Source organism: Streptomyces sp. NPDC052101 (assembly GCF_040680235.1).
Lineage (GTDB): Bacteria > Actinomycetota > Actinomycetes > Streptomycetales > Streptomycetaceae > Streptomyces.
Genome location: NZ_JBFAWH010000006.1, coordinates 18605 through 43419, shown reverse-complemented (window position 1 = coordinate 43419; position 24815 = coordinate 18605). Strand labels below are relative to the sequence as shown.

The following is a 24815-nucleotide window of genomic DNA, read 5'->3' as shown; positions in this document are numbered from 1 at the left end:
GCGGGGGGTGAGAGCCGCGCCGATCGCACCCTGACCCGTGCGGACCGCCGGGGTCAACACGGTTTCACCGGGTGACCGCAAGATCACAACTCCCGGTCCACCAGATGGTCCAGCAACCGGAACAGGTCCCCGGCGGAGTCGCCGGCCAGCGGCGCCCGTGCGAGCAGCGCCCGGGCGGCGGCCGTGTGCGCCCGCGCCTCGGCCAGCGCCGCCGTACGGCCGCCCTCCGCCTCGACCAGCGCGGCGGCCTCCGCGGCGCGCTCCGGTGAGCCGAGCAGCTCGGGCAGCCCACCGGCCCGCGGCGAGCCGAGCGCGGCCAGCACGGGATACGTCATCTTGCGCTCCCGCAGATCGCCGCCCACGGGCTTACCGGTGACGGCCGGGTCGCCCCACAGGCCCAGCACGTCGTCGACCAGCTGGAAGGCGACCCCGAGATGCCGTCCGGCCCGGTCCAGCGCGCGGGCCGTGGGCTCATCCGCCCCGCCGAGCACGGCGCCCAGCGCGGCCGCGCAGCCCAGCAGCGCGCCGGTCTTGCCCTCGGCCATCGACCGGTACTCCTCGGGCGTCACCCGCTCCGGGCCGCTGCACGGGCGGGTGGCGAACAGCAGGTCGTCGGCCTGCCCGCGCACCAGGTCGGCGAGGGCCGTCGACAGCAGCCGTACGGCGCCGGCCCCCTGCGGTGTGGCGGCGAGGATCTCCACCGCCAGCGCGAACAGGGCGTCGCCGGCGAGCACCGCGGGGCCCGTGCCGTACACCTTCCACACGGCGGGGCGGCGGCGCCTGGTCGGGTCGCCGTCCATGATGTCGTCGTGCAGCAGCGAGAAGGCATGGACCAGTTCCACCGCCACCGCCGCCGGGACGCCGGCCCGCCCGTCGGCGCCCGCCGCCTCGGCGCCGAGCACCGCCAGCGCCTGCCGTACGCCCTTGCCGCCCGGTGCGGCGGCGGGCGCCCCGCCGACCTCGCACCAGCCGAAGGAGTACCCGGCCATCTCGGCCACCCACGGATGCAGCCGCTCCACCGCCTCCCGCAGCGCCGGACGCACCAGGTCACGGCAGCGGGCGAGGACCTCGGACGCCGAGGGCGGGGCCTGCACCGCGGTCATCGGACGATCTCCGCCGCGAGGCCGAACTCCTCCAGGGCCCGGGCCACCATCTCGCGGGAGTGTTTCAGCCCGCTCCGCTCCAGCGTCCGTGCCAGATCAGCGAGTTCGGCCGCGGTCTCGGCGCGGTCCCGGCCCAGCTGCGCCCGCGACTTGGCGAGGCCCAGCCGGGCCAGCGCCTCGCCGCGCGGCTCGCTCATCACGCGGAACTCCTCCAGCGCCTGCTCGTACAGCTCCCGCGCCTCGGCGTAACGTTCCGCCCGGTACAGGACGTTGCCGCGCATCTTGTGGTTGTAGGCGAGCGCGCTGGTGAGGTTCATCGCCCGGCAGCCGGCCTCCGCCCGCGACAGCAGCTCCAGCGCGCCCTCGGTGTCCTTGTCGCGCACCGAGAGGATGTCGGCGAGTCCGCGCAGCGCCCAGGCGTACCCGCGCCGGTCCTCGGCCTGCTCGGCTATCTGTGCCGCCTCCTCGAACAGCGCGTACGCCCGGTCGTGGTCGCCGGTGTTGCGGTGCATCTGCGCGATGCCCTCCAGCGCCCATACGGTGTGCCGGGCCTCACCGCGCCTGCGCGCCTCGGCCAGCAGCTGTTCGTGCAGCCGGCCGACCGCCGCGTAGTCGCCCTGGATCCGGCCGGTCTCCGCGAGGCCGGCCAGCGAGTAGCCGCGGACGACGATGTCCCCGCCGCGCTCGCCGAGTTCGGCCGCGAGCCCGAGCAGCCGCCAGGCCAGTGGGAAGGCCCCGCGCTGCCGGGCGAGGGTGCCGCCGCTCCACAGGGCCCACGCCATCGCGGCGGTGTCGTCGGCGGCGCGGGCGGCGCGGTAGCTGGCCTTCCAGGCCCGGTCCGCGTCGCCCACGTGGCCGAGCCGCCGGTGCGCCTCGGCGACGGCGAGACCGCAACGGGCGGCCTCGGCGGGGCGCCCGGACCGCTCGGCCTCGCGCAGCTTCTCGGTGCCCTCCGCCAGCACATCGACCAGCGAGGAGTTCACGGACAGGGTGGTCAGGGCGCCCTGGTACTCCGGGGCGAAAGCCTTGCCGTACATGCGTGCCTTTCTATACACCATGTGTATACATCGCGTGTATAGGGTGTGGGAAATTCGCCCCGGCCGAAGCGACCGGGGCGTGTCGGTCTGTTGCCGATCAAGACGCAGGCACGGCGAGCGGGGTTGCCCGTGCGGCGTGGATCACACGCTGCGAGGGTTCAGTGCTGCTGTGCCTTCTGCGGGGTCAGCTCACTCGGCCGCACCACGACGAAGCCCTCGCCCTGGAGCATCAGCTGCACGGTCTCCCCCGAACCGCCGCGCAGCATCGAGCCGATGGACTGGGAGCGGTGCAGCGAGGTCTGCAGATGCGCGGTCCAGCCGACCGCCGCGTCGGTGTCGACGTACACCGGGGACTGCGCGGAGACCGGGATGACCAGCGGATTGCCCTCGCAGACCAGACCGAGCCGGCCCTGCCCGGTGAACACGCTGTTGAACAGTCCGCCGCCGGCGATGCCCGACCCCTTCACCGTCCTGATCTCGTACGACAGCGAGGCGTCGAAGCACAGCACGTTGCGGCCGTTGACCGTGAACTGGTCGCCGGGCTCGACCTCGACGATGAAGCAGTTCTGCGCCTCGTGCGCGAACCAGGCCTCGCCCTCGCCGCGCACCGCCATCAAAGGCAGCCCCTCACCGGTGACCGCGCGCTTCAGCATGCCGCCGACGCCCTGCCCCTTGCGCTCGAACCTGAGGCTGCCGCGGTGGGCGACCATCGCGCCCTGACGCGCGTACATCTCGCCGTTCACGGCGTACCTGATGCACTTGGCGTTCTCGACGGACATGCCCGGCTCCACGGCCGGCCGCACCACGTGCGCACTGGAAAAGAGGTCACCCTTCATGCGGGGCATGGTGACCCGGAGGCGGCCGTTCCGACAAGATCACGGAGCGTGCCCGGTCAGCCACCGAACAGCTGGGCCCAGTAGGTGCCCGCCCGGCCGCCGCCCGCGAAACCGACACCTATGTGACCGAAGTCCCGCTTGAGGATGTTGGCGCGGTGGCCGGGGCTGTTCATCCAGCCGTCCACGACCTCGGCGGGGGAGCGCTGGCCGCAGGCGATGTTCTCGCCGATGGCGCGCAGCCGGGATCCTGCGGCAGCCGCCCGGTCCCAGGGCTGGGAGCCGTCGGGGCAGGTGTGGTCGTAGAAGTCACGGGCCACCATGTCCGCGCAGTGCGCCTGCGCGGCGACCGTGAGCAGCGGGTCCACCGCCAGCGGCGGCAGACCGGCCCGGCCCCGCTCGGCGTTGGTGAGCGCGACCACCTCGGCGGCTGTGCACGACAGCGCGTCCGGGGTGAGCGGAGCGGCCCACAGCGCGATCCAGTACCGGTCGCCGCCGTCGGCGTGCGCCAGGGCGGCGTGCCGGAACGCCGGGTCGAGCACGGTGCGCCGGGACCGGTCCGAGCCCAGGCAGTACTCCACGAATTCGGCCGGCGAGCGGGGCCCGGACACGAGATGCTCGCCCACCGTGACATACGTGTATCCGGCGGCGCTGATCCGCTGGTGCACCGAGACGCCGTCCCGCCCCTCGGCACCGAGCCGCCCGGCGTCCGCCATGGCCCGGGCATGGGCGCGCGCGGCGGAGCCGAGCCGCGGATCGAGACCGACGGCCGCCGAACCGGCCTGCGCACGGGCGGAGTTGACCAGACGCAGAAACTCCTCCGCCCAGCCGTCCGCGCGCCGGCCGGACGACGGGCGCGACCGGGGCACGGTCGCCGGAGCGGCCGCGACGGACGCCGTCTGCCCGCCGTCGTCCGTGACATCGACCCCGAAGTCCCGGGCGAGCCCGGCCAGCCCGTCCGCGTACCCCTGGCCGACCGCCCGCAGCTTCCAGCCGGTGCCCGGCCGCAGATACAGCTCGGCGAGCAGCAGCACGGTCTCCGGGCCGGGGCGCGGCGGCGTGAACCGGGCCACCGGTCGCCCGGAGCCGTCCGTGACCTCCAGCAGGGGAGCGGGCAGCCGCCCGAGCGGTGTCCCGGGCTCGGTCGCGCTCACCACGACCGTGACCCGGCAGCCCCCACCGCGCAGCCGGGCCGGATCCACGGCCAGACCGTCACCGCGCAGCCGGACCCCCGGCGCCTGAGGCTGGTTGTAGAACACGAAGTCGGCATCGGACCCGACCCTGCCGTCCGCACCCCCGACGAGAGCGGACACGTCGAAGGGCCCGCTCACCCGCATCAGCACCACGCCGACGGGCAGCGCCACATTGCCCCCGGGCATCAGCTCGCTCGTCACACAACGAACAACGCCCGGCACATGGAAGAAGGTTCCGCTGGCGAAGGGGCGCGGGGAACTGCGCGAGCCCCCAGCCACCCGCAAACCGGCAACGGCGATCACCCCCTACCCCTTGCCCCCCTTCTTGCCGCAGAACACCGGTTCCAGCGCCGCCGCCAACGCCTTGGACACCTTCGCGTTGTTGGACGTGTTGGCGACGGCCGTAAGACTCCGCGCCCCGTCCTTCGTGGCGAAGGCATACGTCGAGTACCCCTGCACCACCCCCGTGTGCCCGTACACGGCCACTCCGCACGACAGCTCCCGCCGCCGCAGTCCGAGCCCGTACGCCGTCGTGGCGTCGACCCGGTTGAACCGCTCCATCTCACCGAGCCGCGCGGCGGACAGCAGCTTGCCGCCGAGCAGCGCACGGTAGAAGACGTCGAGGTCCCGCGCGCTGGAGATGATCGCCCCCGCGCTCTGCGCCCATGACACCGTCTGGTCGGTGGCGTCGACCAGCGGGTTGCCGGCCCGGTCCGGCGTGAGGTAGCCACGGGCGTACCGGCCCGGAATCGCGGTCGAGGGATGGACGTAGAACGTGTCCCGCAGCTTCAGCGGCCTGAAGATGCGGTTCTGGTACTCGGTCCGCACGGAGTGCCCGGTGAGCTTCTCGATGAGCATGCCGGCCACCACGAAGTTGGTGTTGGAGTAGGAGTACGCGGCGCCCGGCGCGTTGGTGCGGGGCTTTTGCAGTGAGAGGGCGACCAACTGGCGGTAGGTGAAGACCTTGTGCCGCACCGCCTCGAAGCCGGACACGCTGTCGGCGAACATGTCGTCGGTGTAGTCGTACAGGCCGCTGCGGTGGCTCAGCACCTGGCGGACGGTGATCCGGTCGTCCGGCAGCAGCCCTGGCAGATAGCGGTCGACCGGCGCGTCGAGCGCCAGCCGGTGCTCGTCGGCGAGTTGCAGCAGGACGACGGCCGAGAAGGTCTTGGTGACACTGCCGACGCGGAACCGGTCGGCGGCGGAGACGGCCCGCCGGGTGCGCCGGTCGGCGACTCCGCGGGTCACCTTGTACGTCCGGTTGTACGTCTTGCCGCGGTCGTCGATCCGGGCCAGGGCGCCCGGCGCACCGTCCTTCACCGCGGACTGCAGTGCCGCGGCGAGTCCTTGGGTGTCGGGCGCCGCGAGCGCCGCCGCCGGGGCGGCCGCCGCTCCTGTCGCGGCCCGCGCCGGGACCGCGAGGACCGACAGCGCGACCGCTCCGAGGACCGCGCCCCTCCGCACCGTTGCCGAGACCATCCGGAACCCACTTTCAGTGATATGAGAGATCGGTCACATTCCGGCCCTGGAACCTAGGGGATGGGGTCAACGTCTCCACAGCCGACACACAGTTGGTCAGTAAGTGATCACTCTGTGGCGCGCATATGTAAAGGATTGACCTAGAAGGTCGCGAAATCGATCATTCCGTCTTTACGTGCACATGACGGATCCGTAAGGGTTACGCCTCGGGGGCCCGACCAGTCCCTGTGACGCACAACCGCGTCACGTCTCAAGGCGGTTGGTGATCCCTGCTGCCTTCGAACGAAGGAACCCTGATCCTTGCGTAGACCGCACATACGCAGCGTCGCCGTCGCCATCGCGGTGACAACCGCTGCCACGGGCCTGGCCGGTACGGCTTTCGCCGGTCCCAGCACGGGGGTGGAGCGGTCCTCGGCCTCCACCGCCACGAACACCACCGCGGTGGTGGAGGCGGCGAGCACCGCAGCCTTCGCCCACGCCTCGGCGACCGGCGTCTCCCAGGGCGACGAGCTGCACGCGCAGGACGTGATGCTCGACCCCGAGGGCGCCCGGCACGTCCGGTTCGTCCGCACGCACGACGGCATGCCGGTGCTCGGCGGTGACCTCGTCGTCCACCTCGACCAGAAGCTGGCGTACACGGGCGTGACCCGCGCCGCCGACCACGCCGTCAAGCCGGCCACCACGCAGGCCAAGCTGACCGCGGACCAGGCCGCCGCCAAGGCGGCCGAGGCCGCCAAGGGCGACGCGGGCAGCGCCCAGCTCGTCGTCGACGCGCGCGGTGGCTCCGCCGCCCTGGCCTACCAGGTGACGGTGACCGACCAGCAGGGCACCAACACCGTCGTCGTCGACGCCGTCACCGGCAAGGTGCGCAGCAACACCCCCGACAGCGACGAGTTCCTGTCGCCGAAGCTCCTCGCCGACCTGCGCAAGCACGGCGAGACGCTCGACCCGGCCACCGGCTCCGCCGCCCCCGACGCCGGCCTGCTCGGCAACGGCATCTCCGGCGCCACGGGCTACCCGTCGGCGGCGAAGGGCACCGGCAAGACGCTCTTCGTGGGCAGCGTCGGCCTGACCACCACGCAGACCTCGCGCGGCCACTACCAGCTCAAGGACCCGAGCCGGTACGGCACCGAGACGCGTGACGCCAAGGGCAAGACCACCGAGAAGTTCAGCGCGGGCACGGCGTTCACCGGCACGACCAACGTGTGGGGCAACGGCACCACCAGCAACCGGGCCAGCGCCGCCGCGGACGCCCAGTACGGCATCACGAAGACCCTGGACTTCTACAAGTCCACCTTCGGGCGCAAGGGCATCGCCAACAACAGCAAGGCAGCCCAGGGCATGGTCCACTGGGGCAACAAGGTCGCCAACGCCTTCTGGGACCCGACCTGCAACTGCATGCTGTACGGCGACGGTGACGGCCAGACCTTCAAGAAGCCGCTCGTCGTCCTCGACGTCACCGGCCACGAGCTGACCCACGGCGTGGTCGACGCGACCGCGAAGCTGGAGCCGACCTACGTCGACTCCAACGGCAACCAGTACGGTGAGCCGGGCGCGCTGAACGAGTCGCTCGCGGATGTCTTCGGCTCGAACGTCGAGTTCTACGCCAACAACCCCAAGGACACGCCGGACTACCTGATCGGCGAGAAGCTGGGCCTGGCGCAGAAGTTCCTGCGCCGTCTCGACCACCCGTCGCTCGACAAGCTCGAGGGCACGATCGACTACTGGTCGAAGGACACGTACTACACCGAGGTGCACGCCGGTTCGGGTGTCTCCTCGCACGCCTACTACCTCCTCGCGGAGGGCAGCGGCAAGAAGACGATCAACGGTGTCGCCTACGACTCGCCGACCTACGGCCACTCCACGGTCAAGGGCATCGGCCGCGCCAAGGCCACCGCGATCTTCTACCGTGCGCTCACCCGTTACATGGTCTCCACGACCGACTTCCACGACGCGCGCGTCGCGACGCTGAAGGCGGCCAAGGACCTCTACGGAGCGAACAGCACCGAGTACAAGACGGTGGACAAGGCGTGGGCCGCGGTGAACGTCACCGCCGCCAACACGCCGACCGGTCACTGACGGACGGTCACGCCACAGGATGCCCCGCCTCGCGCGGGGCATCCGCATGTCCGGAACCACGCGCCGTGCCACTGGCGCCGCCGGGGCACAAGCCCCACCGAGGTGCGCATCCGCGGCTTCGGCGGGACCATGACCACCGTGGAGTACGCAGGCACGTCCCGGACGGTCCGCAGGCGACCCTTCGGGTCCGTCACGCTCCGGGACCCCGCCCGGTGAACGGCCGGATCGGACGCGGTTGCCGCCTCGCCGCCGCCCTGCTCACGGCCGTGGCATGTCAGCCCGCGCCCGCCCGCGCGGCCGCCCCGCCCCCGTCCGCCGAGCGGGCCTCCGGGGTCGTCACCTGGGCGGCGAGCGCCGAGCGCCTGGGCGAGGGCACCGCAGGCCGGGGCTACCGGATGATCGTGCACATCAGCGCCGGCGGCACAGGCCTGCGCATCCGTGTCACCAACGCCTTCGGCGACCGGCCGCTCACCCTGGACAGCGGCTACGCCGGCCTGCGGGCCCGGGGCGCCGCACTGCGCCCGGGCAGCAACCGGCGGCTCACCTTCGGCGGCGCCCGCACCGTCACCGTGCCCGCGGGCGCCGCCGCCTGGAGCGACCCGCTGCCCGGCAGCTGGCCGGCCGGCACCGACCTGGCCGTCAGCCTGCACACCCCGGGCGCGACCGGTCCGGCGACCGGCCACCGGCTGGCGCTGCAGACGTCGTACACCGGCAAGGGCGACCACACCGGCGAGGAGAACGCCCGCAACTGGGGCCGGACGACCGGCTCCTGGTGGTACCTCGACGCCGTGTCCGTACGGACGACGCGCACGGACAGCGGGGCCGTGGTCGCGCTGGGCGACTCCCTCACCGACGGCCGGCGCTCCACCGCCGACCGCAACCACCGCTGGCCCGACTACCTCGCCCGGCGCCTGACCGCGTCCGGCACGGACATCAAGGGCGTCGCCGACGAAGGCATCTCCGGCAACGAGGTCCTCGCGGACGGCGCCGGGCAGAGCGCACTCGACCGGCTGGACCGCGACGTCCTGTCCCAGCCCGGTGTACGCACCGTGTTCCTCTTCGAGGGGGTGAACGACATCAAGGCGCACACCGGCATCACCGCGGCCCGGCTGATCGCCGGATACCAGGAGATCGCACGGCAGGTGCACCGCGCCGGTGAGTGCCTGGATGTCGCGACGGTCGGCCCGTTCAAGGGCTGGCCCGAATGGGATCCGGCCGCCGAATCGGTCCGTCAGCAGGTCAACCGGTTCCTGCGCACCAGCCGGGACTTCGATGCCGTCACCGACTTCGACCGCGTCCTGCGCAGCCCGCACCACCCCGAGCGGCTCCTGCCGTCCTTCGACAGCGGCGACCATCTGCACCCCGACGACAAGGGAATGCGGGCGCTGGCCGACGCCGTCGACCCGGACCACCTGGAGTGCGCCCGCTGAGCCCGCGCCCGCGCAGCTCACCCCGCCCCGGTCACCCCGACCCGGCCGGCTCCGGCGCGATCAGGCCCTCGCGGTAGGCGATCGCCACCGCTTCCGTACGGCTCGCGGCACCCAGCTTCGCCAGGATGTTGGAGACGTGCACGCTCGCCGTCTTGCCGCTGATGAACAGCTCCTCGCCGATCTGCCGGTTGCTGCGGCCCCGCGCCAGCAGCCGCAGCACATCCTGCTCCCGTGCGGTCAGCGGCGCGGCCCCGGCCGAGCCGGCGGCGCCGGTGGCGAGGCGGTCCCGGCGGGCCAGCGCGTCGATCCGCTCCAGCAGCGGTGCCGCGCCCAGCGCGGCCGCCGTCACCCTCGCCTCGCGCAGCTCGTCCGCCGCCTCCGCAGGCCGGTCGGCCGCCAGCAGCGCCTGCGCGTACCGCACCCGGCAGCGCGCCCGCTCGTACACCTCGCCGTACGAGAACGCGGCGACCGCCTTCTCCCAGGCCGCCGGATCCGGGCCGGACAGCGCGGTGGTCCACTCCGCCTCGGCGCGGGCCAGCCAGGCCTGGCCCTCGGGGCCCTGCGGACGCCCCTCCTCGTCCCGTGCGGCCGAGGCCCGGGCCTGCTCCACCAGCTCGGTGGCGGTGTCGCTCCAGCGGCGCACCGCCGGTGCGTCCCCGGCACGGCGCAGTTGCGCGATCCGGTCGGCGACCGCCGCGAGGCAGAGCGCGGCGAGCCGCACGGCGACGTCGGGCCGTCGCCCCGAGTCGTCGCTCAGCGCGCCGAGCGCCGCCCGCATCCCCTCCACTGCCGCCTCCGCGTCGCCGCGCAGCGCGGCGGCGTCGGTGCGGACGATGCCGGCGACCAGCGTGCCCATCCAGGTGAACGGGCCCTCCAGCAGCGCCTCGGCCCGCTCGGCCGCCCCGAGGTCGCCCCGCGCCACCGCCACATACAGCGCGGGGCCCGCCACGAAGGCGCCCGTGGCGGGCAGAGCGGCCGCGGCCTCGGCCGCCGCGCGCAGACAGTCGTCCCACCGGCCGAGCGTGTACAGCGCGAGCAGCTGGAGATACCGCATCTCCAGCGGATACGGCGAGGAGAGCAGACCGGTCCGGCGAGCCCGCTCCAGTGCCTCGCCCAGCAAGGGCAGGCACGCCTCCAGTTCGCCGGCCTCCAGCCGGCTGATGGCCTGGTTGAACAGGGCGCGCATCTCCACCGGACCGTGCCCGGCGGACCGCGCCAGCTCCCCGGCCTGCCGCAGCCTCTCCTGGCCTTCCGGGGAACGCCGGCCGCCTCCTTCGAGATTGGCCAGGGAGATCAGCAGATCGGCCCGGGCGTCGGCCATGCCCAGCTCCTCCGCGACGCGCAGGGCACGATGGGCGACGCCCAGGGCCGTCTCGTCCGCGCCGAGGTGACGGGCCGCCATCACATGGGTGGCCGCCGCCCACACCCAGGTACGCGACGGCGGCTCGGCGGGGATCAGCGCCAGCGCCTCGCTGCTGTACCGGAAGGCGGCCTGCAGCCGGTCCACCGTGAGCAGATTGCCGGCGAGGGTGTAGCGGATCCGGGCGGCGAGCGCGGAGTCGGCGTCCTGGCCGACCTCGGCGAGCGCGGCCCGGGTCAGCGACACCGCCCGATGGCCGTCCCCGGCCTGCGCGGCCGCGGCGGAGGCGCGCAGGGTCAGGGTGATGGGGGCGATCCCGTCGGCGGACGGCCGCGCCTCGGGCGGCACCGACGACCACAGGTCGAGCGATGTCTCCAGATGCCGCAGCTCCTCGGCCGGCGCACCCAGCCGCCGGGCGTGGTCGGCCGCCTCCAGACAGGCCGTGAGCGCCCCGGCCAGGTCATGGCTCTCCCGGGCGTGATGGGCGCGCTCGGCGGCGGTCTCCGGGGCGGGGCCGCGGGCGGCGAGCAGGCGGGCGTAGGCGCCGTGCAACCGGGACCGCTCGCCGGGCAGCAGGTCGGCGTAGACCGCCTCGCGCGTCAGGGCGTGCCGGAAGGCGTAGGTGTCGCCGTCGCCGGGGACGAGCAACTGCCGTCCGACGGCCTCGCGCAGTGCCGCCTCCAGTGCGTCCTCGGGGAGCCCGGCCGCCTCCAGCAGCACCTCGTGCTCCACCCGGCGCCCGGCCACGGCGGCGGTCCGCAGCACCTGCTGCGCGGTCTCGGGCAGCTGCTCGACACGGATGAGCAGCAGGTCCGCGAGCCCGCTGGGCACACCGCCGGCGTCCGCGCCGGCCGCCGCGAACAGCTCCTGCGCATAGAACGCGTTGCCCTCCGCGCGGGCCACGATGCCCCGTACGACGGCCTCGGGCAGCGGCCGGGCCGTGTGGTCGTCCAGCGCCCGCACCAGCCGCGCCACCTCCGGATCCGGCAGCGGCCGCAGTTCCAGTCGCTCCACGGCGGGCAGCCGGACCAGTTCGGCGAGCAGTGGGCGCAGGGGGTGGCGGCGGTGCAGATCGTCCGACCGGTACGAGGCAAGGAGCGCGAGCCGCCGGTCGGGGGCCCCGCCGCCCGGCCGGTGCAGCACGCCTCGGCTGAGCAGGAAGCGCAGCAGGTCCCGGGAGGACTGGTCGGCCCAGTGCAGGTCCTCCAGGACCAGCAGGAGCGGTGCCACGGCGGCCAGTTCGGCCAGCAGACCGGCGACGTCCTCGAACAGCCGCAGCCGCTCGTCCGGGCCGCGCGCCGGATCCGTGCCCGCACCCAGCAGCCGGTCCGCCGCCGGATGCGTGGCCAGCACGGACGCGAAACGTTCGTCGGCGGCGAGCACGCCGAGGATCTCCGTGAACGGCAGATACGGCAGGCCGACGTCCCCGAGGTCCACGCAGTGCCCCGTGACCACGGTCGTCCCCGCGCGCACCGCCCGCACCGCGATCTCGTCCAGCAGCCGCGTCTTGCCGACCCCCGCGTCCCCGCCGACCAGCACCGCCCGCGCCACCCCACCCCGGGCATGCTCCAGCACACCCATGAGCCGGGCTGTTTCCTCGTCCCGCCCGATCAACGGCGGCGCACTGAAGACGATCTGCGACACGCCCCCATCCTGACACGCTGCAGAACCCCCCGGGTCAGGAGGTGTTCCAGCAGGCGTTCAACCCCGCAACGTCTCCGCCCAGTTCTTAGGCACCCGCCCGGCCGGGCCGGGTACCGGCTGGTCCTCCGGATGGCTGGCCGGCGGCGCGAGGTCGGGACCCGAGGCGTACAGGTCATCCGTCGCGTAGTTCCAGAACCACTCCTCGCCCGGCTCGAAACTCCGGATCACCGGATGCCCAGTGGAGTGGTAGTGCGCGGTGGCGTGCTTCGCGGGGGAGTCGTCGCAGCAGCCGATGTGTCCGCACTGCGCGCACCGGCGCAGATGGAACCACCAGCCGCCGGCCTCCTCGCACTCCGCACAGCCGGTGCCGCTGGGCGGCACGCTCGCGTCGAACCCCTCGGTGAACCTCATACGGCCTCCTCCGCCTGCCCGATGGACGTGTCCGGCATCTCGGCGGTCAGCGGGAGCAGCACCTGGAAACGGGTGTCGCCGGGCACCGACTCCACACGCAGGGTGCCGTGGTGCTTGTTGACGACGATCCGCCAGGAGATGTCCAGGCCGAGCCCGGTGCCCTCGCCGACCGGTTTCGTGGTGAAGAACGGGTCGAAGATCCGGTCCTTGACCTCGGGCGGCACGCCGGGCCCGGTGTCCTTGAACTCCACCAGCAGCCGCTCGTGGTCGAGTCCGGTGCGCACGGCCAGCGTGCCGGTGCCGCCCGCGCTGTTGATGGCGGAGACCGCGTTGTCGATCAGGTTCGTCCACACCTGGTTCAGCTCCGCCGGATAGGCGGGCACCGGCGGGAGCGTGCGGTCGTACTCCTTCACGACCTCGATACCGGCGCCGATCTTGCCGGACAGCATCAGCAGCGTGCTGTCGAGGAGTTCGTGCACGTCCACCACCCGGTAGGGCGCCCGGTCCAGCTGCGAGTACTGCTTGGCCGCGTCGACGAGATGCGAGATACGGGTGGTGGAGTCCTCGATCTCGTTCATCAACAGCTCGGTCTCGATGGTGTAGTTGAGCCAGCCGATCGCACCGGCCAGGATCTCCTCGTCCACGGCCGTCGCGACCTGCTCCAGCCAGTCGACGTCGAGCCCGGCCTGCACGAAGGCCGGCGCCAGCTGCCAGGCGTGGCCGATGTCGTGGTCCTCCAGCCAGTCGGTGAGCAGGTCCTCCCGGTCGGCGGTCTCCAGCGGGCTGAGCGCCGGGGCCTTGGCGACCCGTTCGGCGGTGCGCTCCTGGATCTCGATCAGGCTCGCCAACTGGTCGCGGGAGAAGGGGCCTTCGGCGATCACGGCCAGCTTGTGCCGCATCTTCGCGACCCGCTCGCGGAGCGTGGCCGTGGCCCGTACGGCCGCCGCCGCGGGGTTGTTCAGCTCGTGCGTGAGCCCCGCCGACAGCGAGCCGAGCGCCAGCAGCCGCTCCCGCTGCCCGATCGTCGCCTGGGCGTTCTTCGCCCCGAAGAACAGGCCCTCCAGCAGATGCACGGCCATCGGGAACCACTCGGTCATGACGTCCGCGAAGATGTCCGCCGGCAGCACGAAGAACCGCGTCGGCTCCGTCACCCGCATCGAGTTGTTGTAGACCTGCCGCACCCGGTCGCCGAGGTAGGCCTGCATCGCGCCCGCGTACACCCCGCCCTGCGCGGTGCGGGTGACCTCCACGTCGTCACCGGCGACCCGGCGGGAGAGCACGACCGTGCCCTCGATCATCACGAAGAAGCAGGTGGCGGGGTCGCCCTCGGTGTACACCGGGCCGGGCTGGAACAGCTCGACCCGGCCTTCGCTGCACAACCGCCCGAGCTGCTCGGGGCTCAGCTTCTCGAAGAGGAACAGCGAGCCGATCTCCTTGGGGCTGCACGGCATGATCTGACCGCTCATGACTGCTCCAGATACCGGTGGACGAGCATCACGGCCATGGCTCCCTCGCCGACGGCGGACGCGACGCGCTTGGCGGAATCGGCGCGCGCGTCACCCGCCACGAACACGCCGGGAACGCTGGTCTCCAGGTGGTACGGCGGCCGGTCCAGCTCCCAGCCGGCCGGCAGCCGCCCGTCGACGGTCAGATCGGGCCCGGCGAGGATGAACCCGCGCTCGTCGCGCAGCACCGCCTCGCCCAGCCAGTCGGTCAGCGGGGCGGCACCGATGAACACGAACATCCAGTGCGCGTCGACCTGTTCGCAGTCCCCGGTCACCGTGTGACGCAGCGTCAGCTGCTCCAGGTGGTCCGCGCCGTGCGCCGCGTCGACGACCGTGTGCGGGCGCACCGAGATGTTGGGCGCCTCGTTGATCTGCTGGATCAGGTAGTACGACATCGAGGCCGACAGGTCGGGGCCGCGCACCAGCAGCGTCACCGACTTCGCGCCCCTGGACAGGTACATCGCGGCCTGGCCCGCCGAGTTGGCGCCGCCGACGATGTAGATGTCCTGCCCCTGGCAGCCCGCCGCCTCCGTCAGCGCCGAGCCGTAGAACACCCCGCGGCCGGTCATGTCGGTGCAGCCGGAGGCCTCCAGCTGCCGGTACTGCACGCCGGTCGCGAGGATCACGCTGTGCGCGGCGATCGCCGAGCCGTCCGCGAACCGTACGACCCGGGCGGCGCCGTTGACCTCCAGTCCCGTCACCTCGCGGGCGGTCAGGATCTCCGCGCCGAACTTGGCGGCCTGCCGGCGCGCCCGGTCGGTGAGCTGGGCGCCGGAGACCCCGTCGGGGAAGCCCAGATAGTTCTCGATCCGGGAACTCTGCCCGGCCTGGCCGCCGGTCGCCGACCGCTCGACGAGCACGGTCCGCAGGCCTTCCGAGGCCCCGTACACGGCCGCGCCGAGCCCCGCCGGCCCGCCGCCGATCACGATGAGGTCGTAGAAGTCGGCCGTCGGCGTCGTCGCCAGGCCCACCCGCGCCGCCAGCTCGGGCGCCTCCGGCTCCACCAGCGTGCCGCCGTCCGGGGTGATCACCAGCGGCAGCCGCTGCCCGTCCTGCCCGGCCGCCGCCAGCAGCCGCTGCCCCTCCGGCTCCTCCACCGAGTACCAGCGGTACGGCACCTGGTTGCGGGCCAGGAACTCGCGCACGTCCGACGACCGTGCCGACCAGCGGTGCCCGACGACCTTCGTGCTGGGCACGGGCCGGTAGGCGCTCGTGCGCCAGGCCTGCAGCAGATCGTCCAGGACCGGGTAGAGCTTCTCCTCCGGCGGGTCCCAGGGCTTGAGCAGATAGTGGTCCAGGTCGACCACGTTGATCGCGTCGATCGCCGCGTTGGTGTCCGCGTACGCGGTGAGCAGCACCCGCCGCGCCCCCGGATAGACGTCCAGTGCCTGTTCCAGGAACTCGATGCCGTTCATCTGCGGCATGCGGTAGTCCGCCAGGATCACCGCCACCAGGTCACCGCGCAGCTTCAGCTCGCGCAGCGCCTGCAGCGCGGACTCCCCGGACTCCGCGCGCACGATCCGGTACGACTCGCCGTAGCGCCGCCGCAGATCGCGGGCGACGGCACGGGAGACCCCCGGGTCGTCGTCCACGGTCAGGATGACGGTCCGCGCCGTCTCGGCGGCCTGTGCCATACGTCTCCCACCCCGAGCGTCCGGTTCCACGGGGCGGTGTCGTGGGGACCACCGCACCGGTTCGCAGCCATCGTATGTTCGATCGCCCGGGTTCGCTCCGGACGGAGCGGGCACCGTGATCAGGAACGGCGCTCCCCGGGGAGCCGGGCCACCGCGTCGGCCTCCGTGACACCGGCCAGTGTCCGCAGCGCGCCCAGGAAGCGCTCGGCGTCCGCGTCGGAGAGGGCTGCGGGTCGGCTACGACGAGATCCTGCGCGTGTGGGAGGAGGCCGACGGCCTTGCGGACATCGCGGACGCCTGGCTGTGGGACCACCTGATGCCGGTCGCCGGGCCGAAGGACGGCACGGTGCTGGAGGGCTGGACCCTGCTCGCCGCGCTGGCGGCACGCACCCGGCGGCTGCGGGTGGGCCTGCTGGTGACGAGCAACCGGATCCGTCCCCCCGCCGTCGTCGGCAAGATCGCCACCACGGTGGACGTCATCTCGGGCGGCCGGCTGATCACGGGCCTCGGCGTGGGCGGCACCCATCAGCCGCCGGGCGCCGGGGGCGTCGCCGGTGAGGACCCCGCCGTCGCCGAGTACGTCGCCTACGGCATCACCCTGGTCCCGCTCCTGCTGATCGGCGGCTGGGGCACCCGCACCCTGCGCCTGGTCGCCGAGCACGCCGACATCTGGAACATCCCCGTCCCGCCCCACACCTCCGTGGAACCCTCATCGAACGCGCCCGCGGCTGATCGCGGCCGGCTTCACGCACATCGTGCTCAGCCTGCGCGCCCCCTACCCCCTGGGGATCGTCCGACGCCTCGTGGACGAGATCGTCGCGCCCGTCCGCGCCGGTGTCCGATAGTGGGCAGCACCGGGCAAGGACGGACGACGACGAGGAGGCCCGCGATGACACGCCCGATCACGGCAGGGGTGGACGGCTCGCAGGAGAGCCTGGCAGCGCTGGACTGGGCCGGGCGGGAGGCCGTACGGCGCGGGCTGCCGCTGCGCGTGCTGCACGCCTGGCGCTACACCGAGTCGCTCGCCACCGCCGACCGGGACACCCAGCACGGATGGGTGTCGAAGGGCGTGACGGAGGCCGTGCGCGCGGTCTCCGAGCGGCATCCGGGGCTGGAGGTGAGCGTCGACGTGGTCGAGGGCGAGCCCGTGCATGCCCTGGCCCGCGCCGCGGCGCAGGCCGAGCTGCTGGTGCTGGGCTCGCGCGGACACGGCCCCGTCCTCGGGTTCCTGCTGGGTTCGGTAGGGCAGCAGGTGATCGCCGAGGCGACCCGTCCGGTGGTCCTGGTGCGCGCCGGGGACCGGCCTGCCGCGGAGGCCGCCGGGCGGGACGTCGTCGTCGGCCAGCACGGCGACCCGGAGGACAGTGCGGCCACCCTGCGGTTCGCCTTCGAGACCGCGGCGGCCCGCGGCGCCACCGTCCGGGCCGTACGGGCGTGGACGCTGCCGCCCGTCTTCGCCTACAGCCCCGGCTCGCTCAGGCTGCTGGACGACGCGGGCGGTCTGGAGCCGTTCGAGAAGCAGGCGCTGGCCGACGCGCTGCGGCCGTGGCGGGAGCGGTTTCCCGAGGTGCCGGTGGCCGAGCAGGTCGAGATGGGCAGCGCGGGCCAGGTGCTGCTGTCGGTGGCCGGCCGGGCCCAGCTGATGGTCGTCGGCCGCCGGGCGCACCGCAGTGCCGTGGGCGCCCGGATCGGCTCGGTCACGCACGGGATGCTGCACCACGCCGGCTGCCCGGTCGCGGTGGTCCCGCACGCGTGAGTCACTCGGTGTCGGTCGGCTCCAAGGCGGCCCGCGCCTGGGGCAGGACGTTGTCGATGTAGTCCTGGACGGCCGTGTCGAGGCCGATGTCGTGCTGGGCGTGCTCGGACAGGTACCAGCGGTGTTCGAGGAGCTGGTGGTAGATCTCGGCCGGGTCCACCGAGCCGCGCAGCTTCGGCGGAACCGCGCGCACCGTGGGCCGGAACACGTCCCGCACCCATCTGTGGGCCAGCACCTCCGGGCGGGCGGCGAGGGGATCGCCGGGCGCGTAGTCGTCCTGCGTGGCCATCCAGCTCTCCAGGTCGCCGAGCAGCCGCCGCGCCTGGTTCTCCTCGGTGTCCAGGCCGGTCAGCCGCAGCAACTGGCGCTGGTGGTGGCCGGCGTCGACGACCTTCGGCACGAAGGTGACGGTGTCGCCGCCCGAGGAGTGCTCGATCTGCATCTCGGCGACGTCGAAGCCGAGTTCGTTCAGGCGGCGGATCCGGCGTTCGATGTAGTGGTACTTGCCCGCCGGATACACCGAGGTGCGGGTCAGCTCCTGCCACAGCCCCTGGTACCGGGTGCAGATCTCGTGCCCGAACTCCACCGGGTCCACGGACGGGTGCAGCGCACCGGACGCCTCCAGGTCGAGCAGTTCGCCGCTGATGTTCACCCGGGCCAGATCAAGGTCGTACTCCCGCTGCCCCGGGCTCAGCCGGGGGTGCAGCTCCCCGGTCTCGGCGTCGACCAGATAGGCGGCGTAGGCGCCCGCGTCACGCCGGAAGAGGGTGTTGGACAGCGAGCAGTCGCCCCAGGCGAACCCGGCCAGGTGCAGCCGGACCAGCAGCACGGCGAGGGCGTCCATCAGCCGGTGCATGGTCGCCGGGCGCATGGTCGTCTCGAACATCGAGCGGTACGGCATCGAGCCCCGCAGATGCCGGGTGATCAGCACCGGCTCCAGCGGGGCGTCCGAGCTGTCGGTGCGCCCGGTGACCACCGCGAGCGGGTCGACGGCGGGGATGCCGAGCCGGTCGAGGTCGCGCAGCAGCCCGTACTCGCGCAGCGCGGGCCGCTCGGCCAGCTCCTTGACGGCGATCACCTCGTCACCGGCGTGCGCGTACCGCACGACGTGCCGCGAGATGCCCCTCGGGAGCGGCACGAGGTACTCCTCGGGCCACTTCTCCAGGGGCACGTCCCAGGGCAGGGCGAGCAGGAGCGCGGGATGCTCCGGGTTCGTGGCGCTGATCTGCAAGGCCATGGCACGAACCCTAAGGCTCCCTGCGGGTGTTCTAGGAGGCCCGGTCCCGGGCCTGCTCGGCCGCCGCACGCACCGAACCCCGGTGGACCGGCCCGTGACCGGGCAGCAGGGTGTCGGCGTCGAGCGCGCCGATCAGCTCCAGCGAGTCCACGACCCGGGCGCGCTCGTGGTGGAAGAAGTCGAGCAGTATCTGCGGGCCCTTGATCCGCGAGGTCGCGTGCCCGCTGACCAGCGCGTCGCCGGAGATCACGATGCCCGCCCCGGGGAGGTGATAGACGCAGTGGCCGTCGGTGTGGCCCGGGGTGTGCACGGGCACGGGGCGGCCGGGCAGGTCCAGCGGTCCCTCGGCCGGGAACGGCTCGGGCGCGGTGACGGGGTTGTGGTCGGTCCCGCCCACCCGGATCACATGCGCCGCCCAGGGCAGCACGCCCGGCCGCCAGGCGTTGCGCACCACGTCGCCGATGGTCGCCTGCTGCAGGAACTCCCGCCGCGCGTGCGGCACTTCGGCCGGGTGCAGATACACGGGGGTGCCGTGGGTCGCGCGCAGGTACTCGGCCGAGCCCAGATGGTCGTTGTGCGCGTGGGTGATCAGCACGGCGGCGACCGCCTCCGGTGAACTGCCGACTTCCGCCAGGGACGCGAGGACTCCCTGACGGTCGCCCGGATAGCCGGTGTCCACCAGGGTGACGGAGTCCCCGTCCTTCAGGATCACCCAGTTGACGTGGTTGCCGTGCACCAGAAAGGTGCCGTCGGCGACTTGGTGTACCTCTGCCCGCATGATCTCCCCGAGCCCTGTGCGGCTGACCGTCGGGGACAGCCAACCAGATGTGCCGGTGCCGCGCACCGGTGGGTCGCGTCAGTGCACGCCGTGCGGCCGGAACTGGATGCTGATGCGCGGCCCCGCGGCCCGGGCCGTCTTCGGCACGCAGTGCTCCCAGGTCCGCTGGCAGGAGCCGCCCATCACCATCAGATCGCCGTGTCCGAGCGGCCGCCGCACCGTCGTACCGCCTGCGCCCGCCGGACGCAGCAGCAGGTCCCGGGGCGCGCCGACGGACAGGATCGCGACCATCGTGTCCTCCCTGGCGCCCCGCCCGATCCGGTCCCCGTGCCAGGCCACGCTGTCCCGGCCGTCGCGATAGAAGCACAGCCCGGCGGTGGTGAACGGTTCGCCCAGTTCGTCGGCGTAGTGCCGGGTCAGGGCCGCACGGGCGTCGTCCAGCACCGGATGGGGGAGCGGGTCGTGTGCCGCGTAGAAGGCCAGCAGGCGCGGTACGGCCACCACGTTGTCGTACATCGTGCGGCGCTCCGCACGCCATGGCACGTCCGCCGCCAGCCTCTCGAACAGGGCGTCGGCCCCGCTCAGCCAGCCCGGCAGGACATCGATCCAGGCCCCGGCGCCCAGCTCGGTCCGGCGCAGCCCGTCGAGGGAGCCGAGCTGCAGCTCGTCGGTCTGGTCGAAGAGGGAGCCCTGAAGGTGCGTGGACATGGGTCCAGCCTACTCCTTAATCGAAAATACGTTCCCATGACGGGGGTCTTTTGATACATAGATGTATCGGATACATTTTCGTATCGAACGGAGGTGGCGGCGATGACGGCGCAGGACGCGGTGCGGCGGGTCACCAGGCGGCGGGCCCAAACACGGGCCAACCTGCTCGACGCCGCCTTCGCGGTGTTCGCCGCCAAGGGGTTCGGCCGTGTCTCCATCGAGGAGGTCTGCGAGGCCGCCGGCTACAGCAGGGGCGCCTTCTACTCGAACTTCGCCACGCTGGACGAGCTGTTCTTCGCGCTCTACCAGGACCGCGCCGACCTCATCGCCGCTCAGGTGGCCGACGCCCTCGCCCAGGAGGGGGGACCGGACCTCGACGTACCCGCCTCCGTGGACCGAGTCGCCGAAGTCCTGCTGCTCGATGTGGACTGGCTGCTGGTCAAGACCGACTTCCTGGTGCACGCGGCCCGCGAACCGGAGGTCGCCCGGGCCCTCCTCGACCACCGCGCCCGGCTTCGGGAGGCGATCGCCGACCGGCTGTCGAGGGCCCGTGGACACACCGCACTGCCGGCCCTGCTCGGCGATGTCGACGGCGCCGCACACGCGGTGGTCGCGGCCTACGACGGCGTCACCACCCAGCTGCTGCTGGACAAGGACGTCGACGCCGCCCGTACCTGGCTCAAGCAACTGCTCACCGCCCTGCTGACGGACGGCAGCGGCACGCCCGTATGAGTCGTAGAGGGAAGGACACAGTCACGATGGACGCGGACGTCATCGTCGTCGGAGCGGGCCTCGCCGGCCTGGTCGCGGCGCACGAAGCCACCAGCCGGGGGCGCCGGGTCGCCCTGGTCGACCAGGAGAACGCCGCCAACCTCGGCGGACAGGCGTTCTGGTCCTTCGGCGGGCTCTTCCTCGTCGACTCCCCCGAGCAGCGCCGCCTCGGCATCAAGGACTCCTTCGACCTCGCCTGGAACGACTGGCGGGGCAGCGCGCGATTCGACCGGCTCGACGACGAGGACTCCTGGGCGGTGCGCTGGGCCCGCGCCTACGTCGAGTTCGCGGCCGGCGAGAAGCGGTCCTGGCTGCGCGACCACCGCATCGAGCTGCTGCCGACCGTCGGCTGGGCCGAGCGCGGCGACCTCAGAGCCGGCGGGCATGGCAACTCCGTACCCCGCTTCCACATCGCCTGGGGCACCGGCACCGGTGTGGTCGAGCCGTTCGTGCGGTACGCCCGGCAGGCCGCCCGCGACGGGCTGCTCACCTTCTACCACCGCCATCAGGTCGACGAGCTGGTCATCGAGGACGGCGCGGCGCGCGGAGTGCGCGGCACCGTGCTGGCCGAGGACCGCTCCCCGCGCGGTGTCGCCTCCAGCCGCGACCGCGTCGGCGACTTCGAACTCACCGCCCAGGCGGTCGTCGTCACCACCGGCGGCATCGGCGCCAACCACGACATCGTCCGCCGCTACTGGCCCGAACGGCTCGGCACACCCCCGGCCGAGATGGTCACCGGCGTCCCGGCCTACGTCGACGGCCGGATGCTCGACATCAGCGCCGAGGCAGGCGTCCGCCTGGTCAACCGGGACCGCATGTGGCACTACACCGAGGGCCTGCGGAACTGGGACCCGATCTGGCCCGGCCACGGCATCCGCATCCTGCCCGGCCCGTCCTCGATCTGGCTGGACGCCCTCGGCCGCCGGCTGCCCGACCCCTGCCTGCCGGGGTACGACACCCTGGGCACCCTCGCACACCTGCGCACCACCGAGGACATCGCCGGATACGACCACTCCTGGTTCATCCTCACCCGGAAGATCATCGAGAAGGAGTTCGCGCTCTCCGGCTCGGAGCAGAACCCCGACATCACCGCCAAGGACCGCAAGGCCGTACTGCGTGACCGGCTGCTCGGCAAGGGAGCGCCCGCACCGGTGCAGGCCTTCGTCGACAAGGGCGTGGACTTCGTGACCGCGGGCAACCTGGAGCAGCTGGTCGGCAAGATGAACGCGCTGACCGACAAGCCGCTGCTGGACGCGGCCGAGGTGCGCCGCCAGATCGAGGCCCGCGACCTGCAGATCGCCAACCCCTACAGCAAGGACTCCCAGGTCCAGGGCATCCACAACGCCCGCCGCTACATCGGCGACCGGCTCGGCCGGGTCGCCGCCCCGCACCGCATCCTCGACCCGGCCGCGGGCCCGGTCATCGGCGTCCGGCTGCGGGTGCTGACCCGCAAGACCCTCGGCGGCATCCAGACCGACCTGGACTCCCGCGCCCTGGCCGCCGACGGCACGCCGATCGACGGGCTGTACGCGGCGGGCGAGGTGGCCGGCTTCGGCGGCGGCGGTGTGCACGGCTACAACGCGCTGGAGGGCACCTTCCTCGGCGGCTGCCTGTTCTCGGGGCGGGCCGCGGGCCGGCACGCGGCCCGGCACACGGGCTGACGGTCAGCCCGTCAGCAGCTCCAGCAGCACCTGTGCGTGGCTCTGCTCCGGCGTCTTCGACGAGGTCAGCAGGGTCACGCGCTTCTTGCGGGCCGTCCGGCGCAGGCCGTCGAGCAGTTCGGCGGCCTCGGGGGCGTCCAGCTCCGCCTCGTAACGCCGCCGGAACTCCTCGTACGAGCCGCCGCCGTGATACCACTTGCGCAGCTCGCCGGAGGGCGTGAGCCCCTTGAGCCACTCGTCGATGTGCGCCTCCTCCTTGGCGACGCCGCGCGGCCACAGCCGGTCGACCAGCACACGCAGGCCGTCGTCGGACTCGGGCGGTTCGTAGATCCGGCGCACACGCACACTCACGGTCGTCACTCCAGCTCGGGACGGCGGACGGTGCCGCGAGCGTACTGCGCCGGCCCTGGCCCGAACGGGGGCGACGCGACGAGACTTGACCTGATCGAGCGTGAACCCGGCGCACCGGCGCGCCTAGTCTGTCGGCCAGCCGATCATCAGTCACCCTCCGAGGAGCGCCCGTGACGCCGTCCCGCAGACAGCCCGCCCGGAGCCGGATAACCGTGCTGCGCCACAAGGCGGTCCTCGCCACCGTCCCCGTCGCGGTGGCGGCACTCATCGGCGCCGCCGGACCCACGGCGACGGGTGCGACCGGTACGGAGGGTGCGGCAGGCGCGGCGGGCGCGGGCGACCCCTACTTCCCGCTCAGCGGCAACGGCGGCTACCACGTCCGGCACTATGACCTGACGCTCGGCTACGACACCTCCTCCCGGCACCTCGACGGCAGGGCCGCCCTCACCGCCCGCGCCACCCAGAACCTCAGCCGCTTCGACCTCGACCTGACGGGCCTGAAGGTCACCGGCGTCACCGTCGACCGCGCCCCGGCCGCCTTCCGCCGCAAGGGCCAGGAACTCGTCGTCACCCCGCGCCACACCCTGCGCGCCGGCCGGGACTTCAGCGTCACCGTCACCTACAGCGGCACCCCGAAGCCGGTCACCGACCCCGACGGCAGCGCGGACGGCTGGATCCCCACCGACGACGGCGCGTTCGTCGCGGGCGAGCCGCAGGGCGCGATGACCTGGTTCCCGGCGAACGCCCACCCCAAGGACAAGTCGTCGTACGACATCACGATCACCGTCCCCCAGGGGCGCACGGCGGTCGCGGGCGGCGTCCTGCTCGGACAGCACACCGCACACGGTCACACGGCCTTCCACTGGCGCGAGACCCAGCCCATGGCCGCCTACCTGGCCACCGCCACCGTGGGAAAGTTCCAGATCGAGCAGTACACCACCCGCGACGGCATCCGCGTGTACAACGCCGTCGACCCACGCGAGGCGCCCGCGGCCGCGCCCGTGCTGAAGGAACTGCCGTCCGTCCTGGAGTGGGAGAGCAGGCTGTTCGGGCCGTACCCGTTCCGCTCCGCCGGGTCGATCGTCGACCACGCCCCGGACATCGGCTACGCCCTGGAGACCCAGACCCGGCCGCTGTACGACTCCGCGCCCGACATCAGCACCCTCGTCCACGAGAACGCCCACCAGTGGTTCGGCGACTCCGTCACGCTGACCGCCTGGAAGGACATCTGGCTCAACGAGGGCTTCGCCACCTACGCCGAGTGGCTGTACGCCGAGCAGCACGGCGGCGACAGCGCCCAGAAGACCTTCGCCGCCCTCTACGCCCGCCCGGCGAGCGACCCGCTGTGGGCCTACCCGCCCGGCGATCCGGGCAGCGGCGGGAACATCTTCGGCCCGCCCGTCTACGCCCGCGGCGCCATGACCCTGCACGAGCTGCGCAAGGCCGTCGGCGACCGGGACTTCTTCCGTGTCCTGCGCGCCTGGGCGACCGGAAACCGCGGCGGCCACGGTACGACGGCACAGTTCGAGCGGCTGGCCGAGCGGATCTCGGGGAAGCGGCTGGACGGGCTGTTCCGCACCTGGCTGTTCACGAAGGGCAAGCCGAACAGCGCCTGAACCCTGACCGGTTCCCAACAAGTGTCGGCCAGGGTCGACACACCGTGATCCCTCGCAGAACCGCGCTCCCGCTCCTCGCCTCCCTGCTGCTGCTCACCGCCTACGGCGCGCGGAGCCGAGGCGGTCGAGGCCGAGCAGGCACTACAGGGCATACCCAGCCTCGGCCCCGCCCGGTCGGCGGCGATCCCCGAGCGCTGCGGGCAGGCCGTCGTCGTCACCGGGCGCGGGG

19 protein-coding genes and 1 pseudogene are annotated in these 24815 nt (G+C 72.9%); 7 read left to right on the top strand and 13 right to left on the bottom strand.

From position 1 onward, the window contains the following. Positions 1 to 83 precede the first annotated feature (83 nt). The 5 genes from AB0L75_RS13535 to AB0L75_RS13515 form a co-directional block, all read right to left on the bottom strand. A complete protein-coding gene (locus AB0L75_RS13535; RefSeq protein ID WP_365179916.1) occupies positions 84 to 1103 on the bottom strand; it encodes a polyprenyl synthetase family protein in 1020 nt (339 codons plus the stop codon). After that, positions 1100 to 2140, bottom strand: coding sequence for a tetratricopeptide repeat protein (locus AB0L75_RS13530; protein WP_365179913.1), 1041 nt, complete (start codon positions 2138 to 2140; stop codon positions 1100 to 1102). The genes AB0L75_RS13535 and AB0L75_RS13530 overlap by 4 nt, the downstream gene beginning before the upstream one ends. Positions 2141 to 2298: 158 nt before the next feature. Continuing rightward, entirely contained in the window at positions 2299 to 2976 is a 678-nt protein-coding gene (locus AB0L75_RS13525) for an AIM24 family protein (RefSeq protein WP_365179910.1), read from the bottom strand. Between the two features lie 56 nt (positions 2977 to 3032). After that, on the bottom strand, positions 3033 to 4352 hold the full coding sequence (locus tag AB0L75_RS13520) for a CAP domain-containing protein (protein WP_365179907.1): 1320 nt from the start codon (positions 4350 to 4352) through the stop codon (positions 3033 to 3035). A gap of 120 nt (positions 4353 to 4472) precedes the next feature. Then, on the bottom strand, positions 4473 to 5645 hold the full coding sequence (locus AB0L75_RS13515; protein WP_365179904.1) for a serine hydrolase domain-containing protein: 1173 nt from the start codon (positions 5643 to 5645) through the stop codon (positions 4473 to 4475). Between the two features lie 300 nt (positions 5646 to 5945). Between AB0L75_RS13515 and AB0L75_RS13510 the strand changes: the two genes are divergently transcribed. Together AB0L75_RS13510 and AB0L75_RS13505 are read left to right on the top strand one after the other, a co-directional pair. Then, positions 5946 to 7724 carry a M4 family metallopeptidase gene (locus AB0L75_RS13510; protein ID WP_365179901.1) on the top strand — a complete coding sequence of 593 codons (1779 nt, stop codon included), beginning with the start codon at positions 5946 to 5948 and terminating at the stop codon, positions 7722 to 7724. 212 nt (positions 7725 to 7936) lie between these two features. Further along, positions 7937 to 9154: an SGNH/GDSL hydrolase family protein gene (locus AB0L75_RS13505; protein WP_365179897.1), complete on the top strand. Its 1218-nt coding sequence runs from the start codon at positions 7937 to 7939 to the stop codon at positions 9152 to 9154. A gap of 31 nt (positions 9155 to 9185) precedes the next feature. Here the strand turns inward: AB0L75_RS13505 and AB0L75_RS13500 are convergent, their stop codons facing one another. The 4 genes from AB0L75_RS13500 to AB0L75_RS13485 are packed head-to-tail and all read right to left on the bottom strand — an operon-like array spanning position 9186 to position 15708. Beyond that, a complete protein-coding gene (locus AB0L75_RS13500) occupies positions 9186 to 12158 on the bottom strand; it encodes an AAA family ATPase (protein WP_365179894.1) in 2973 nt (990 codons plus the stop codon). A gap of 57 nt (positions 12159 to 12215) precedes the next feature. Next, the gene (locus tag AB0L75_RS13495) at positions 12216 to 12569 is read right to left on the bottom strand and encodes a UBP-type zinc finger domain-containing protein (protein ID WP_365179891.1); all 354 of its coding nucleotides are present in this window, start codon (positions 12567 to 12569) and stop codon (positions 12216 to 12218) included. After that, on the bottom strand, positions 12566 to 14035 hold the full coding sequence (locus AB0L75_RS13490) for an ATP-binding protein (protein ID WP_365179888.1): 1470 nt from the start codon (positions 14033 to 14035) through the stop codon (positions 12566 to 12568). The genes AB0L75_RS13495 and AB0L75_RS13490 overlap by 4 nt, the downstream gene beginning before the upstream one ends. Next, the gene (locus AB0L75_RS13485; protein WP_365179886.1) at positions 14032 to 15708 is read right to left on the bottom strand and encodes an FAD-dependent oxidoreductase; all 1677 of its coding nucleotides are present in this window, start codon (positions 15706 to 15708) and stop codon (positions 14032 to 14034) included. Before AB0L75_RS13485 ends, AB0L75_RS13490 begins: the two co-directional genes overlap by 4 nt. 178 nt (positions 15709 to 15886) lie before the next feature. On the opposite strand from AB0L75_RS13485, the pseudogene AB0L75_RS13480 reads away from it, so the two are divergent. Both AB0L75_RS13480 and AB0L75_RS13475 read left to right on the top strand, forming a co-directional pair. Continuing rightward, positions 15887 to 16195, top strand: a pseudogene (locus AB0L75_RS13480) (LLM class flavin-dependent oxidoreductase); the annotation flags it as partial. Positions 16196 to 16597: 402 nt separating this feature from the next. Continuing rightward, complete coding sequence (locus AB0L75_RS13475) at positions 16598 to 17464, top strand: universal stress protein (RefSeq protein WP_365180616.1); 867 nt, start codon at positions 16598 to 16600, stop codon at positions 17462 to 17464. A gap of 1 nt (position 17465) precedes the next feature. Here the strand turns inward: AB0L75_RS13475 and AB0L75_RS13470 are convergent, their stop codons facing one another. From AB0L75_RS13470 to AB0L75_RS13460, 3 genes are all read right to left on the bottom strand, one after another. After that, the gene (locus AB0L75_RS13470) at positions 17466 to 18701 is read right to left on the bottom strand and encodes a DUF4032 domain-containing protein (protein WP_365179883.1); all 1236 of its coding nucleotides are present in this window, start codon (positions 18699 to 18701) and stop codon (positions 17466 to 17468) included. Positions 18702 to 18732: 31 nt separating this feature from the next. Further along, positions 18733 to 19479, bottom strand: a complete 747-nt coding sequence (locus AB0L75_RS13465) for an MBL fold metallo-hydrolase (protein ID WP_365179880.1) — start codon at positions 19477 to 19479, stop codon at positions 18733 to 18735. A 78-nt stretch (positions 19480 to 19557) separates the two neighbouring features. After that, positions 19558 to 20187 (bottom strand): alpha-ketoglutarate-dependent dioxygenase AlkB, encoded by a 630-nt coding sequence (locus AB0L75_RS13460; RefSeq protein ID WP_365179877.1) that lies wholly within the window; start codon positions 20185 to 20187, stop codon positions 19558 to 19560. Positions 20188 to 20289: 102 nt separating this feature from the next. On the opposite strand from AB0L75_RS13460, the gene AB0L75_RS13455 reads away from it, so the two are divergent. After that, complete coding sequence (locus tag AB0L75_RS13455; RefSeq protein WP_365179874.1) at positions 20290 to 20919, top strand: TetR/AcrR family transcriptional regulator; 630 nt, start codon at positions 20290 to 20292, stop codon at positions 20917 to 20919. Positions 20920 to 20945: 26 nt separating this feature from the next. Further along, on the top strand, positions 20946 to 22619 hold the full coding sequence (locus AB0L75_RS13450; protein ID WP_365179871.1) for an FAD-binding dehydrogenase: 1674 nt from the start codon (positions 20946 to 20948) through the stop codon (positions 22617 to 22619). Positions 22620 to 22622: 3 nt separating this feature from the next. Here the strand turns inward: AB0L75_RS13450 and AB0L75_RS13445 are convergent, their stop codons facing one another. After that, positions 22623 to 22970: a DUF488 family protein gene (locus AB0L75_RS13445; RefSeq protein WP_365179869.1), complete on the bottom strand. Its 348-nt coding sequence runs from the start codon at positions 22968 to 22970 to the stop codon at positions 22623 to 22625. A gap of 170 nt (positions 22971 to 23140) precedes the next feature. Between AB0L75_RS13445 and AB0L75_RS13440 the strand changes: the two genes are divergently transcribed. Further along, the gene (locus AB0L75_RS13440) at positions 23141 to 24586 is read left to right on the top strand and encodes a M1 family metallopeptidase (protein ID WP_365179866.1); all 1446 of its coding nucleotides are present in this window, start codon (positions 23141 to 23143) and stop codon (positions 24584 to 24586) included. The last annotated feature ends 229 nt before the right edge of the window (positions 24587 to 24815 follow it).